The 13,189-nt window shown below is 70.9% G+C and carries 12 protein-coding genes and 1 riboswitch; of the genes, 5 read left to right on the plus strand and 7 right to left on the minus strand.

Annotated features, from left to right (window positions below; all coding sequences use genetic code 11):
• Positions 1-70 precede the first annotated feature (70 nt).
• Both P8S73_RS05480 and dnaK read right to left on the minus strand, forming a co-directional pair.
• Complete coding sequence (locus tag P8S73_RS05480; RefSeq protein ID WP_082698407.1) at positions 71-697, minus strand: nucleotide exchange factor GrpE; 627 nt, start codon at positions 695-697, stop codon at positions 71-73.
• Entirely contained in the window at positions 694-2,562 is a 1,869-nt protein-coding gene (dnaK, locus tag P8S73_RS05485) for a molecular chaperone DnaK (protein ID WP_019310000.1), read from the minus strand. Before dnaK ends, P8S73_RS05480 begins: the two co-directional genes overlap by 4 nt.
• Positions 2,563-2,894: 332 nt before the next feature.
• Here dnaK and P8S73_RS05490 point away from each other — a divergent pair, with 332 nt between their 5' ends.
• Positions 2,895-4,883: a BCCT family transporter gene (locus P8S73_RS05490; protein ID WP_059281874.1), complete on the plus strand. Its 1,989-nt coding sequence runs from the start codon at positions 2,895-2,897 to the stop codon at positions 4,881-4,883.
• 92 nt (positions 4,884-4,975) lie between these two features.
• Here the strand turns inward: P8S73_RS05490 and P8S73_RS05495 are convergent, their stop codons facing one another.
• Entirely contained in the window at positions 4,976-6,430 is a 1,455-nt protein-coding gene (locus P8S73_RS05495; RefSeq protein ID WP_259905492.1) for an MFS transporter, read from the minus strand.
• 262 nt (positions 6,431-6,692) lie between these two features.
• Between P8S73_RS05495 and P8S73_RS05500 the strand changes: the two genes are divergently transcribed.
• The 4 genes from P8S73_RS05500 (at position 6,693) to P8S73_RS05515 (ending at position 9,457) form a co-directional block, all read left to right on the plus strand.
• On the plus strand, positions 6,693-7,406 hold the full coding sequence (locus P8S73_RS05500) for a TetR/AcrR family transcriptional regulator C-terminal domain-containing protein (protein ID WP_059281876.1): 714 nt from the start codon (positions 6,693-6,695) through the stop codon (positions 7,404-7,406).
• 88 nt (positions 7,407-7,494) lie between these two features.
• Entirely contained in the window at positions 7,495-7,938 is a 444-nt protein-coding gene (locus tag P8S73_RS05505; protein WP_223110227.1) for a low molecular weight protein-tyrosine-phosphatase, read from the plus strand.
• The gene (locus tag P8S73_RS05510; protein WP_223110228.1) at positions 7,908-8,561 is read left to right on the plus strand and encodes a uridine kinase; all 654 of its coding nucleotides are present in this window, start codon (positions 7,908-7,910) and stop codon (positions 8,559-8,561) included. The genes P8S73_RS05505 and P8S73_RS05510 overlap by 31 nt, the downstream gene beginning before the upstream one ends.
• The gene (locus tag P8S73_RS05515; RefSeq protein ID WP_121566600.1) at positions 8,558-9,457 is read left to right on the plus strand and encodes an aminotransferase class IV; all 900 of its coding nucleotides are present in this window, start codon (positions 8,558-8,560) and stop codon (positions 9,455-9,457) included. The genes P8S73_RS05510 and P8S73_RS05515 overlap by 4 nt, the downstream gene beginning before the upstream one ends.
• Before the next feature lie 99 nt (positions 9,458-9,556).
• Here the strand turns inward: P8S73_RS05515 and P8S73_RS05520 are convergent, their stop codons facing one another.
• From P8S73_RS05520 to P8S73_RS05535, 4 genes are all read right to left on the minus strand, one after another.
• The gene (locus tag P8S73_RS05520) at positions 9,557-10,360 is read right to left on the minus strand and encodes an energy-coupling factor transporter transmembrane protein EcfT (protein WP_191872566.1); all 804 of its coding nucleotides are present in this window, start codon (positions 10,358-10,360) and stop codon (positions 9,557-9,559) included.
• The gene (locus P8S73_RS05525) at positions 10,357-11,955 is read right to left on the minus strand and encodes an ABC transporter ATP-binding protein (RefSeq protein WP_019309992.1); all 1,599 of its coding nucleotides are present in this window, start codon (positions 11,953-11,955) and stop codon (positions 10,357-10,359) included. The genes P8S73_RS05520 and P8S73_RS05525 overlap by 4 nt, the downstream gene beginning before the upstream one ends.
• Positions 11,952-12,575, minus strand: a complete 624-nt coding sequence (locus P8S73_RS05530) for an ECF transporter S component (protein WP_019309991.1) — start codon at positions 12,573-12,575, stop codon at positions 11,952-11,954. The genes P8S73_RS05525 and P8S73_RS05530 overlap by 4 nt, the downstream gene beginning before the upstream one ends.
• A 56-nt stretch (positions 12,576-12,631) precedes the next feature.
• Positions 12,632-12,738, minus strand: a riboswitch (TPP riboswitch).
• 164 nt (positions 12,739-12,902) lie between these two features.
• Entirely contained in the window at positions 12,903-13,175 is a 273-nt protein-coding gene (locus P8S73_RS05535; protein ID WP_019309990.1) for a DUF4235 domain-containing protein, read from the minus strand.
• Positions 13,176-13,189: the final 14 nt, after the last annotated feature.

The raw sequence follows: 13,189 nt of genomic DNA on the forward strand, positions 1-13,189 counted from the left end.
GTGAAATCTTCCTCAGTAGGACTCGGGGCGGGTCCCGTCATGTGGACCCGCCCCGAGGTGTTGGTGTGCTCTACGGCTGCGCCGCCACGGCCACCTGGGCCGCCCGGACCACCCGGTTGCCCACCTTGAAGCCCGAACGCAGCACCATGGACACGTGGTCTGGCTCCACCTCGTCGGTGGGCTGCTGCATCACGGCTTCGTGGACGTTGGGGTCGAAGCTCTCCCCCACCTCACCGATGCGGGTGAGACCCTTCTTGCCCAGGGCGTCCTCGAGCTTGGTGGCGATCGCCGCGAACGGGCCGTCCTCGAGGTCGCCCGCCTTGCGGGCGGCGTCGATGTCGTCCAGCACCGGCAGCAGCGCGGAGACCAGCTCGCCCGAGACGAAGTCCCGCAGCTGGTCCTTCTCCCGCACCGTGCGGTTCTTGTAGTTCACGAACTCCGCCTGCAGGCGCCGCAGGTCCTCGAGCCGCTCGTCCGCGAGCCGCTGGGCCTCGGAGTCGCCCTCCGGGGCGGCGTCGCCGGTCGACGACGCCGCGTCCGCGGACTCCGCGTCCTGGGACTGGGGGGTGTCGAGGATGTCGTCCACGGTGAGCCCCCCGTTCTGGGATGCGTCCTGCTGGTGCTGAGCGGGCTGCTCCGGATCCTCCGGCACGGACTGGCCGTGGCCCTCGGTGTTCTCGGAATCGCTCATGCTCACTTCTTCCCGTCGTTGTCGTCGTCCACGACCTCGGCGTCGACGATGTCGTCGTCCGATGCCTGGGCGCCCTCGGCACCGGCGGCGCCAGCCTCGGCGCCCGCGGCACCCTCGGCCTGGGACTGGGCGTACAGGGCCTCGCCGATCTTGGTCTGCGAGGTCTGCAGCTTCTCGAACGCGGTCTTCACGGCGTCGTCGTCATCGCCCTCGAGCGCGGCCTTGACGGCGTCCACGTCCGCCTGGACCTCGGTCTTGACGTCCTCGGGGATGGCGCCCTCGTCGTCCTTGATCAGCTTCTCCACCGAGTACGCGGTCTGCTCCGCGTTGTTGCGGCGGTCCGCGGCCTCGCGGCGCTGCTTGTCGGCGTCCGCGTTCGCCTCGGCGTCCTTGACCATGCGGTCGATGTCCTCCTTGGACAGCGAGGTGCCGCCCGTGATGGTCATCGACTGCTCCTTGCCGGTGCCCTTGTCCTTGGCGGACACGTGCACGATGCCGTTGGCGTCGATGTCGAAGGTGACCTCGATCTGCGGCATGCCGCGCGGGGCCGGCGCGATGCCGGTCAGCTCGAACGTGCCCAGGTTCTTGTTGTCCCGGGTGAACTCGCGCTCACCCTGGAAGACCTGGATGGACACGGACGGCTGGTTGTCCTCCGCCGTGGTGAAGGTCTCGGAACGCTTGGTGGGGATGGCCGTGTTGCGCTCGATGAGCTTGGTCATCACGCCGCCCTTGGTCTCGATGCCCAGCGACAGCGGGGTCACGTCGATCAGCAGCACGTCCTTGCGGTCGCCCTTGAGCACACCGGCCTGGATGGCGGCGCCGATGGCCACGACCTCGTCCGGGTTCACGCCCTTGTTGGGAGCCTTGCCGGCCATCTCCGTGACCTTCTCGGCCACGGCGGGCATGCGGGTGGAACCACCCACGAGCACCACGTGGTCGATGTCGGAGACGTTGATCCCGGCCTCGGTGATGACGTCCTTGAACGGCTTCTCCGTGCGGGCCAGCAGGTCCTTGGTGAGGTCCTCGAACTTGGCGCGGGAGAGCTTCTCGTCCAGGTGCACCGGACCCTCGGGGGTCACGGACAGGTACTGCAGGGAGATGGTGGTGGAGGTGGCCGAGGAGAGCTCCTTCTTGGCCTGCTCCGCGGACTCCTTCAGGCGCTGCAGGGCGATCTTGTCCTTGGACAGGTCCGCACCGGTCTTGGACTTCACCTGCTCCAGCAGCCAGTCCACGATCCGCTGGTCCCAGTCGTCGCCGCCGAGGCGGTTGTCGCCGGCGGTGGCGCGGACCTGGATGGTGGAGAAGTCGTCCTCGTCCTTGCCGACCTCCAGCAGGGAGACGTCGAAGGTGCCGCCACCGAGGTCGAAGACCAGGATGAGCTCGTCCTCCTTGCCCTTCTCCAGGCCGTAGGCCAGGGCCGCGGCGGTGGGCTCGTTGACGATGCGCAGCACGTTCATGCCCGCGACCTCGCCGGCCTCCTTGGTCGCCTGGCGCTCGGCGTCGTTGAAGTACGCGGGGACGGTGATCACGGCGTCCGTGACCTTGTCACCCAGGTAGGACTCCGCGTCCGCCTTGAGCTTCATGAGCGTGCGGGCGGAGATCTCCTGCGGGGTGTACTTCTTGCCGTCGATCTCGGTGGTCCAGTCGGTGCCCATGTGGCGCTTCACGGAGGCCACGGTGCGATCCACGTTGGTCACGGCCTGGCGCTTGGCCACGTCACCCACGAGGGTCTCGCCGTCCTTGGAGAACGCGACGACGGACGGGGTGGTGCGCGCACCCTCGGCGTTGGCGATGACGACGGGCTCGCCGCCCTCCAGCACTGCAACCACGGAGTTGGTGGTGCCGAGGTCGATTCCTACTGCACGAGACATTCTCTGTCCTTTCGTTGGAGCGGGGCGGTCCGGGGCTCCCCGTAGGGCTCCTGATCCGGACCGTCAATCCTTGAGCTTTCGAGACTCAAGTTTACTCATTGAGTCGGCGGTGTCAACCTAAGTTGAGTCCGCTTCACTCAAGACTGCGGAGTCGGCGGTCCCCGGAATTCTGCGGATGAGTTAGGGCGACTACCGATTCGACGTTACAATCGTGGGTTTGTACGCCCAGGGCGAAATACTGCCCGCTTCCGGGCGCGCGCCCACCACGTCCACGGGAGACCACACACCTTCACGAGATCGCACACTCCCCCGCCGCAGTCAGGAGAACTGTCTTGAGCACGCCACCGCATTCCCCGGAATCGGAACCGCAGCAACCCCCCGCCCACCACGGCTCCTCCGCCGGATCCACGACCCGCAGCAGGCCGCGGCAGATCTTCGACGAGCTGACGTACCCCCACGGCATCCACCCGGCACTGGTTCCGGGCGTGGGTGTGGAGGACCGCAAGGTGCGGTTCTCCACGGACAAGGCGGTGTTCATCATCACCGCCCTGCTGATCGTGGGCTTCATCGCCTGGGGTGTGCTGGGGACCGAGAGCCTCTCCGCCGTCTCCTCCACCGCGCTGGCCTGGGTCACGGAGAACACGGGGTGGTTCTTCATCCTGCTCTCCACCGCAGCCGTGTTCTTCATGCTCTTCATCGGCTTCACCCGCACCGGGCGCATCAAGCTCGGCCGTGACGACGAGGAGCCCGAGTACTCCTTCTTCTCCTGGCTCGCCATGCTCTTCGCCGCCGGGATGGGCATCGGGCTCATGTTCTACGGGGCCTTCGAGCCCATGACCTACTTCGAGAGCGGAATTCCCGGCTTCTCCCACGTGGCCGAAGCCGGGGAGGAGTCCATGGCGGTGTACGCCCTCGTGCAGTCCGCCTTCCACTGGGCACTGAACCCGTGGGCCATCTACGCCGTGGTCGGCGTCTCCGTGGCCTACGGCGCCTACCGCCGCGGCCGCGCACCCCTGATCTCCCGCGTGTTCACCGCGCTGCTGGGTCACAAGCGCGTGGACGGGCCCCTGGGCAAGCTCATCGACGTCTTCGCCATCTTCGCCACCCTGTTCGGCACCGCGGCCTCCCTGGGCATGGGCGCCATGCAGATCGGCTCCGGCATCTCGATCGTGGGCGGCATCGGCGAGCTGGGCAACAACGTCCTGATCCTGCTCATCGCACTGCTGTCCGTGGGCTTCATCATCTCGGCGGTCTCGGGCGTCTCCCGCGGCATCCGCTACCTCTCCAACATCAACCTGACGCTCGCGTTCGTCCTGGCGCTGTTCGTGTTCTTCGTGGGACCCACCGTCTACCTGCTGACGCTGATCCCCTCCACGTTCTCGACCTACATCTCCGAATTCCTCTTCATGACCGGCCAGTCCGCGGCGTGGGGACCTGAGAGCGCCGAGTTCTCCAACACCTGGACCGTGTACTACTGGGCCTGGTGGCTCTCCTGGTCCCCGTTCGTGGGCATGTTCATCGCCAAGATCTCCCGCGGGCGCTCCATCCGCCAGTTCGTGACCGTGGTGCTCGTGGTCCCGGCTTCCGTGTGCGTGCTGTGGTTCATCGTCTTCGGCGGATCGGCCATGTACTTCGCCAAGAACGGCGCGGACCTCTCCGTGGAGGACGGCGCGGAGTCCATGCTGTTCGGCCTCTTCGACCAGCTGCCGCTGACCGGGGTCACGTCCGTGCTCGCCATGGTCGTGATCGGCATCTTCTTCATCACCAGCGCGGACTCCGCCTCCGTGGTCATGGGCACCATGACCCAGCGCGGGCGCCCCGAGCCCAGCAAGTGGATCGTGGTCTTCTGGGGCGTGTGCCTCTCCGGCATCGCCATCGTGATGCTGCTGGTGGGCGGCGACGACGCCCTGGCCGGGATGCAGAACCTGGTGATCGTCTCCGCGCTGCCGTTCGCGTTCATCCTGGCGTTCATGATGGTGGCGCTCTACCGCGACCTGCGCAACGATCCCGCCACCCTGCGTACGCGCTTCGCGCTGTCCGCGGTGGAGAAGGCCGTGTCCACGGGCCTGGCCGAGCACGGCGACAACTTCGCGCTGCAGGTGGAGCACGCCGAGGGCCACCGTGCCGCCGGCGACTCCTTCGACTCGCACGATCCGGCCATCACCGAGTGGTACCGCCAGACGGACGAGAACGGGGACGAGACGGACTTCCAGTACAAGTCCCGCTGGGTCTCCTCCGCGGTGGACGACATCGTGGATCAGACGCCCCAGGACGAGGCGCCGTGGGAACAGACCACCCCCCACAACGCCAACCAGAAGTAGTGCGGGGGCGGTGACGCCCTCCTGAGAAGCACCGACCAACGGGGTGCACGTCCACGGACGTGCACCCCGTTGCTCATGGGCGGCGGCACCCGTCAGTGCTCCCCCGTCTGCCGGGAGTCCGGCGTGCGCAGACCCACGGCGGCCACCACCAGCACCGCGAGCAGCGCGAACGAGATCTGCTGCGAGTGCACGAACGCGAGGACGGTAGCGGGGTCCCACGCGCCAGTGGGCAGGGCGGTGCCCACCACGGATGCCATCACGGTGCCCACCAGCGCGAGCCCCACGGCATTGCCCACCTCCTGGGCGGTGTCGTTCATGGCCGATCCCATGGAGGTGTGGCTCTCGGGCAACGCCCCCATGAGTGCCACGGCCCCCGTGGTCATGATGGTCCGCATGGCGGCCGTCATCATGAGCATCCCCAGCGCGCACCACACGAACCCGTGGCCCACGGCGTAGACCCACACCCCGAGGCTCGCGAGCAGCAGCAGGACCGCACCGGTGGAGGTCCGCCGGTGCCCCCAGGCCGCCACCGCGCGGTCCACGAAGGGCCCCGCCCCCAGCATGCCCACCACGAACGGCAGGTTGGCGAGCCCGGCCTGCAGGGGGCTCCACCCCCAGGCGAACTGGTAGAGCTGGGTGGACACGAACATCACGCCGGCCATCGCGGTCATCACTGAGGTCTGCAGGATCGCGGACCCCCGCACCGTGGGGATGCTCAGCAGGGACAGGTCCAGCATCGGGTCCACCGCGGTGCGCTCCCGCCACACGAACCCGGCGAGCGCGAGCAGCCCTCCCGCCAGGATGCCCAGGGTGCGGAGGTCCAGCCACCCGTACTCCACTCCCGCGGTGAAGGTGTAGAGCAGCAGCCCCAGCGCCGCCACCGAGAGCACGGCCCCGGGAACGTCCGTGCCGCCGCCGCGACGGTCCTCATCCCGGTCCGGGGAGAGCCCCGCGCGCACGCCGATCCACGCGAAGAGCGCCACGGGGGCGTTGAGCACCAGCAGCATCTGCCACGGCATGTGCTCGAGCGCGAGTCCCGCCAGGGTGGGCCCCAGGGCGAAGCCGATGAGGGAGACGGTCATGACCAGGCCGATGGCGCGGACCCGGAGGTCGTCCCGGTCGAAGAGCCGGAACAGCAGGGACATGGTGATGGGCGCGATCAGCGCCGCGAAGGCTCCGGAGACGGCGCGCACCGCGATGAGCTGCGCGGGGGTCTGGACGAGCAGCACGGCGAGTCCCGCGAGTCCGAAGAGCGCGAGACCCCACGAGATGGTGCGGCGCCTCCCGAGACGGTCCCCCAGAGTGCCCCCGACCATGAGCAGCCCGCCGAAGGTGAGGGAGTAGGCACCCACGATCCACTGCAGGTCCGTGGGGCTGGCGTTGAGGTCCCGCCCGATCACGGGCACGGCCACGTTGAGGATGGAGTTGTCCACCATCTCCACGAGCTGGGTGAGGCACAGGCCCAGCAGTGCGGGCCACGCGGCACGCAGGCTCTGGGGTGCGGTGGCGGCGCGGTGCCGTGCGCCGCCGACGACGAGTTGGGTCATGACAGGTCCTTCCGGAAAGGTCGAACAACGTTCGATAATCGAATTGTGTTCGAGAATAGAACGGTGTTTGATTCCACGCAACACCCTGCGTACCGTGATCCCCATGACAGCCGCCCGCGGACCCGCAGCAGAGCCCTCCCCCGACCCGCACGCACGAGTGCCGCCGCGGGAGCCGCAGGATGGCAGCCCCGCTCCGCGGACTCGCGGCGCGAGTACCAGGGCGGGCGGGCGGCGTCGTGCGAGCCTGTCCGTGGAGTCGATCGTGGACACCGCGATCGCCATGCTGGACCGGGACGGCGCGGCGCGACTGACCCTGCGGGGGCTGGCCGCCGAGCTCAGAAGCGGCGTGGCGAGCCTCTACTGGTACGCCTCGGGCAAGGACGAGCTCATGGCCATGGTCGCGGACGAGGTGCTGGGCCGCGCGCTCGCGCAGTTCGAGACGCTGCGGGCGGCGGGGCAGAGCGCGCCCGAGCAGTTCGCGCAGCTGCGGGCCCCGGAACCGGACCCCCGCACGAGCGCCCGCACCCGGGAAGCCCTCGTAGACCTGCGCCGGCTCTCCCTGTGCCTGTTCGCCCAGATGCTGGAGCACCTCTGGCTCGCGGAGCAGCTGGTGCACGCGGGCCCGGACGAGGAGAACGCCCTGCGCACGTGGGAGTGCACCGGGCAGATCCTGCAGCGCATGGAGCTGAGCACCTCGCAGCAGTTCCACGCCTCCATGGCCGTGAGCAACTACGCCTCCGGGATGGGCGCGGAGATCTCCCAGCGCCAGGCCCAGCGCCACGAGCAGGACGCCGAGCAGATGTTCCGCGAGCAGCTCGAACGCTGGGACCACGCGAGCGCGCAGGACTTCCCGTTCGTGCACTCGGTGCTGGGCGAGTTCCGCCGCCACGACGACCGCGCCGAGTACGCGGCGGGTCTCGACCTGCTGCTCTCGGGCATCGAGCGCCAGACGTGGGCGGGACGCCCGGCACGGTGACGCACTCGCCGCCGACGGATTTTTCGTACAGTGGTGGCCATGATCGAAATCGTCACGGTGTGCACCGGCAACATCTGCCGCTCCCCCCATGGCCGAGGCCCTGCTTCGCCGTGAGATCGAGCGCGCCGGGCTCGGTGACGCCGTCACCGTGGGCTCTGCCGGCGTGAGCGACGAGGAGCACGGCAACCCCGTGGACCCCCGCGCCGGCGCCGTCCTCGCGGACAACGGGCTGGAGCTGCGGGAGCACAGCGCGCACCGCGTCACGGACCGCGAGCTCGCGGAGGCGGATCTGCTGCTCGCCATGACCGCCGAGCACGCCCGCAGGCTGCGTCAGCGGCTGCCCGAGGGCCACCCGGACACCGTGCGCCTGATGCGCAGCTTCGACCCGGCCGTGGATCCCGAGCACACGGACCTGGACATTGCCGACCCCTGGTACGGCGGGTCCGAGGACTTCAACACCGCGTGGGAGCAGATCAGCGCGGCCGTGCCCGGGGTGGTCTCGTGGCTGGGCGAACGGGTGTCCGCCTCGTGATCGCCCCCGACGAGGTGTTCCAGCCGGAGGAGATCGAGAACTTCCCGGACGGGGTCAACCTGGCGCGGCTGCTCCCGGCGGCCACGCGCAGGCCCTGCCTGGTGGGCATCGACGGGCGTTCCGGGGCTGGCAAGACCACGCTCACGGACCAGCTCGCCGCCGTGCTGCGCCGCTCGCACGACGTCGTGGTCTTCCGCCTGGAGGACCTCTATCCCGGGTGGGACGGCCTGCTGGAGGGCATGGCCGCGTACCGCACGGAGATCCTCGAGCCCCTGCGCCACGGCCAGGACGCGCACTGGACGGCGTGGGACTGGCTGACGAGTGAGCCGGGCACCCCGCGGCTCACCCGCACCGCCGAGATCGTCCTGCTGGAGGGCGTGGGCGCGTGCCACCGCGAGGCCCGGGTGCTCCTGGACACGTCCGTGTGGGTGGAGCTGCCCACCTCCCAGCGGCGACGGCGCGCCCTGGAGCGTGACGGCGCAGCCTACGAGGGCCACTGGGACCAGTGGGCCGCCCAGGAGGAGGAGTACCTCGCGGAGGATCCCGTGTGGGAGTGCGCGGACATCATCCACCCCGGCCCGTCCTCGGGGGAGCCCGCCCCGGAGGACCGGGACCCCTCATGACCCCACGCGGCGGCGCGGCCGTGGTCATCTCACCCGCGGGTGAACCGCGGCTCGTGGACCCTGAGCGTCCGCACGTGGTCCTCGAGGACCAGGCACTGACCCGCGGGGACGGCGTGTTCGAGACCATGCACGTCCTGGACGGGGACGCCTACAAGTTCGCCGCCCACCACGATCGGCTGTGCTCCTCGGCGCGCAGCGCCGCACTGCCCGCTCCCTCCGCCGCCACGTGCCGCACCGCTCTGCGCATGGCGCTCGACGCCGCCGGGCCCGGTTCCCGGGACGAGCTCCTGGGCCTCGGGGCGGAGCACGCGGTGAAGCTCAGCATCTCTCGGGGCGTCCCGGGCGGAGAACCCTGGGCATGGCTCACCGCCTCCCCGGTTCCCGCCGCCACGTTCGCGGCACGCCGGGACGGGTTGCGCGTCCTGCTGCTGGAACGCGGTCACGATCCCGCCGAGGACACCGACCTGCCGTGGCTGCTGCCCGGGGTGAAGACGCTGTCCTACGCGGTGAACATGGCCGCGGTGCGCCACGCGCGGGAGCACGGGGCGCAGGACGCCGTGTTCATGACATCCTCCGACCACCGCATCCTGGAGGGGGCCACGTCCTCGGTGATCTGCGCGCGCACCGCGCCGGGCGCCCAGCCCACCCTCGTCACGCCCGAACCGTCCCGCGGGATCCTTCCCGGGACCTCCCAGGCGCGGATCTTCGAGACCGCCCGCGCCCACGGCTGGGCGGCGGAGCACCGCCCCCTGTACCCACGGGACCTGCTGCGAGCGGATGCCGTGTGGTTGACGTCCTCGGTCCGCCTGGCCGTCCCCGTGACCGCCGTGGACGGGCACCCGGTGCCCACGGACCCGGAGCTCACGCGCACGCTCACCGGCTTCCTGGTGGGCTGACCCGGCCCGGGCCAGCGCCCGGCGCAAGTGCGCACTTCCCCCCACTGGCCACCTCCGGCGCGCAGAGAGCCGTCACGCCGGGCGGCGTCGGCGGCGGCCTCACTGCCAGATGAAGCGGTGCGTGCCCAGCGCCAGGGAGACCACCAGGGCACCCACCGCGGCGAGCACCACGGCGGTGCCCACGAGAACGTCCACGCGGCTGCAGTGCAGACTCCGCGCCCACGTGCGCGGCCCGGCGCCGAAGCCACGCGCCTCCATGGTCATGGCCAGCCGCGTGGCCCGGCGCAGGGACTGGACGAGCAGGGCGAACGCCTGACCGCCAAACTCCTGCGCGGCCCCCACCGGGCCGCTCCGGCCCCCCGCGCCGCGTGCCCGGCGGGCGGATGCGAGCACGCTCCACTCGGTGACCATGACCTCGACCAGCCGCATGGCCGCGAGCGCCGCGAGCACGAACCGCGCCGGCAGTCTGAGGGTCTGGGCGAGCCCGTCCGCGAGATCCGTGGGGTCGGTGGTCAGCAGCACGGTGATCCCGGGCAGGGCGATCGCGAGTCCGCGCAGGGCGATCGCGCCGCCCGCGGCCAGGGACCCGGTGGTGATCGTGAGCCAGCCGACCTCCACGAGGACCGTGCCGCCCGCGGGCGAGAGCATCGCGGTGCCCCAGCCGCTGATCAGCGCCGCCACCACCAGGGGCCACAGCAGCCGCAGCAGCCGCCACGGGCCGAGCCCCACCCCCGCGAGGAGCACGAGCTGCCCCGCGAGGGCCACGGCGTTGGTCACGGGGTCCGCGCTCACCACGATCACGAGCGTGATCAGCAGCGCCCCCAGCAGCTTGACCACCGGGTTGGCGCGGGACAGCAGCCCCGTGCGGGGACCGAACATGGACGGCGCCACGGGCGTGCTCATGAGCCGAGCCTCACGTCCTGCGCCTCCAGCGCCGCCACGAGGTCGCGGTCGTGGGTCACGGCGACCACCCCCGTGCCCCGGTCCATCTCCGCCACGAGCAGGTCCACGAGCTCCCTCCAGGTCTGGGCGTCCTGGCCGAACGTGGGTTCGTCCAGGATCAGCACGCGCGGGGCCGCCGCGAGCACGGTGGCCACCGACAGCCGGCGCTTCTGACCACCTGAGAGCGTGAAGGGGTTGGCGTCCGCGAGGTCCTCGAGGCGCAGGCGACGCAGCAGGTCCTCCACCCGGGCGGCGTCGTGCTCCGGCAGCTCGTCCTTCGAGGCTCCGGCGCGGTGCAGCAGCTGACGCGGTCCGAACTCGAGCTCGGCGCGCACGGTGGGACGCAGGAACTGGTGCTCGGGGTGCTGGAAGACCGTGCCCACGCGCGGGATCAGCTCCCCGCCGTCCCACAGCGAGGGGTCCTGCGGCGCGCCGTCCGCGAGCGCCGCGGAGGCCCGCACCGTGCCGCGCACGGGCACGAGCAGACCCGCCAGCGTCAGCGCCAGGGTGGACTTGCCCGCCCCGTTCACGCCGGTCACGGCGAGCGCACGGCCCGCGCGGACGTCCAGGCTGATGCCCTCGGCGGCCACGGGCGCGTCCCAGCCGTCCAGGGGGTCCACAGCCGCGTCCGTGCCGTGCCGCCAGGCCTTCCGGGCACGACGCCGCCTGCGGGCGATCTCGCGCCGCGTCGGCTGCACGCGGGAGACGGCGAGGTCCCGGGCGCTCAGCAGCACCTCCCCGGCGTCCGGGCCGCGGGTGTCCGCCGGGGCGGGTGCGCGCGTGGTCGGAACCCAGCCGGGCACCCACGTGCCCTGCTCCTGGAGCAGGTGGCGGGCGTCGTGGAGGGTCTCGCGCGTGGGACCGTCGAAGGCCACCCGGCCGTGCTCGTCCAGCACGATGACCCGGTCCACCACGGGTTCCCACAGGGCCACCCGGTGCTCCACGACCACGAGCGTGATGCCGTCCCGCGACACCGCCTCGGAGACGGCCCGGCACAGCTGCTCCGCGCCCTCCTGGTCCACGCTCGCGGTGGGCTCGTCCAGCAGCAGCAGCCGAGGCCGCATGGCCATGACGCCCGCGAGCGCGAGACGCTGCTTCTGCCCGCCGGACAGGGCCGTGGTGGAGTGCGCGAGGGGCAGCGTCAGCCCCACCCGCGCGAGCGCCTCGTCCACGCGGGGCCAGATCTGCTCGAGGGGCACCGAGATGTTCTCCAGCCCGAACGCGACGTCGTCCCCCACGCGGGAAAGGATCACCTGGGTCTCGGGGTCCTGGTGCATGAAGCCCACGGCCCCGCGCGCCTCCCGTGGGTCCACGCCGTCCACGCTCAGCCCGCCGGAGCGGGACTGCCCGTCCGGATCCTGTTCCACCCCCGCGAGGGCCTGCAGCAGCGTGGACTTCCCGGCGCCGGACGGCCCCAGCAGCAACACGCGCTCCCCGGGTTCGACCACGGCGGTGACGTCACGCAGGCTCGGATCCTGACGGCCGGGGTAGTGCCACCCGAACCGCTCCAGCCGCACGGCCGCGCCGGTGGGCGCAGACCCCGCCGGTTCCGTCATCGACGGCGCGTGGCGCCGGAGGCCAGGGCCCCCAGCACCCCGGTGGCCTGCAGTGCACGCACCACGAGCCACATCAGGGCACCGGCGATCACCGCACCCGAGAGGGTGGTGAGGGCGGCGTAGACGACCTTCTGGTCCAGCGCCCACTCGTAGTTGTACATGATGTCCTCGCTCACCCCGAGGAAGAGTCCCGAGAGCGCACCGGCCGCGGTGGCCACGGCCAGGCCGAAGCGGCGGTAGCGCGTCAGGAGGAACACGAGCTCCACTCCGAGACCCTGGACGAGACCGGAGATCACCACGGTCCACCCGAAGTGGGTTCCCAGGAAGCCCTCCAGCACCGCCGCGAGCAGCTCGCAGAACAGGGCCGCGCCGGGCTTGCGGATGATGAGCGCGCCCAGGGTGCCCGCCACGAGCCAGCCGCCCGAGATCAGCCCCGCCGAGGGCGGATACGCCACCGCGGCCGTGGACACCACGGGGTACAGCAGGTTGGACCACATCCAGAAGATCACCGCGCACGCCGCGGCGAGGACCGCCGCCACCACGATGTCCACGACCCGCCAGGACTGCGTGCGGGCGGTACCCCGTGCGGTTCCGGTGGGGGTGCTGCTGAGCTGTGTCATGAGAACTCCTCCTGAAGGTTCCAGGAGGGGAAGAGCCCCCGCGCACCGCGGACGGGCTCTTGAGATGCTCGACTCCCTAGCGCCGGTATGAACCGGATCAGGTTCGAGGGTCTGCGCTCGCGCGCACTCTCAGCGCCGCGGTGGCGCTCCCCTGTCGTTGAGCCACCAGTCTAGACCACCACGGCGGTCGGCCGGGGTGCTCGAGGCGCCCCGGCCGACCGCCGTGGTGCGAGGTGCGCGCCGCACCCCGGTCCCGCGCACTCCCGCCGCGAGGACGCGTCCAGTGACGCGTGGTCCTCACCGGCGGGCGAGCCGCGGGAGCAGGACTCAGACCTCGGTCTGCGAGGACTTCGTGGAGTCGTTGTCGTCGGACTGCATCTTGGACACCTGGCGGGCGATACCCACCTTGATGACCGTGCCCACCACACCGGTGATCATGGCCCAGATGATGATGTCGCGCCAGGCCTCGTCCTCGTCCGGGTTCTTGGCGGGGGGCTCGTTGCCCGTGACCTGCTTCCACGCCACGGTCAGAGCCTTGTTGGCCACGGCCACGCCGCCCAGAGAGGCCACCGTGCCGAAAATGTCCATCGCCTTGTTCATGGGATTCTCCTCGG

The organism is Kocuria sp. ChxB, assembly GCF_044359605.1.
Taxonomy (GTDB): Bacteria; Actinomycetota; Actinomycetes; order Actinomycetales; family Micrococcaceae; genus Kocuria; species Kocuria rhizophila.

What these genes read in the sequence shown, in the direction of transcription:
- P8S73_RS05520 (WP_191872566.1), bottom strand. Translation starts at nt 10,360, where the DNA reads ATGAGCACGCCCGTGGCGCCGTCCATGTTCGGTCCCCGCACGGGGCTG.
- P8S73_RS05525 (WP_019309992.1), bottom strand. Translation starts at nt 11,955, where the DNA reads ATGACGGAACCGGCGGGGTCTGCGCCCACCGGCGCGGCCGTGCGGCTG.
- P8S73_RS05505 (WP_223110227.1), top strand. Translation starts at nt 7,495, where the DNA reads ATGGCCGAGGCCCTGCTTCGCCGTGAGATCGAGCGCGCCGGGCTCGGT.
- P8S73_RS05535 (WP_019309990.1), bottom strand. Translation starts at nt 13,175, where the DNA reads ATGAACAAGGCGATGGACATTTTCGGCACGGTGGCCTCTCTGGGCGGC.
- P8S73_RS05515 (WP_121566600.1), top strand. Translation starts at nt 8,558, where the DNA reads ATGACCCCACGCGGCGGCGCGGCCGTGGTCATCTCACCCGCGGGTGAA.
- dnaK (WP_019310000.1), bottom strand. Translation starts at nt 2,562, where the DNA reads ATGTCTCGTGCAGTAGGAATCGACCTCGGCACCACCAACTCCGTGGTT.
- P8S73_RS05495 (WP_259905492.1), bottom strand. Translation starts at nt 6,430, where the DNA reads ATGACCCAACTCGTCGTCGGCGGCGCACGGCACCGCGCCGCCACCGCA.
- P8S73_RS05530 (WP_019309991.1), bottom strand. Translation starts at nt 12,575, where the DNA reads ATGACACAGCTCAGCAGCACCCCCACCGGAACCGCACGGGGTACCGCC.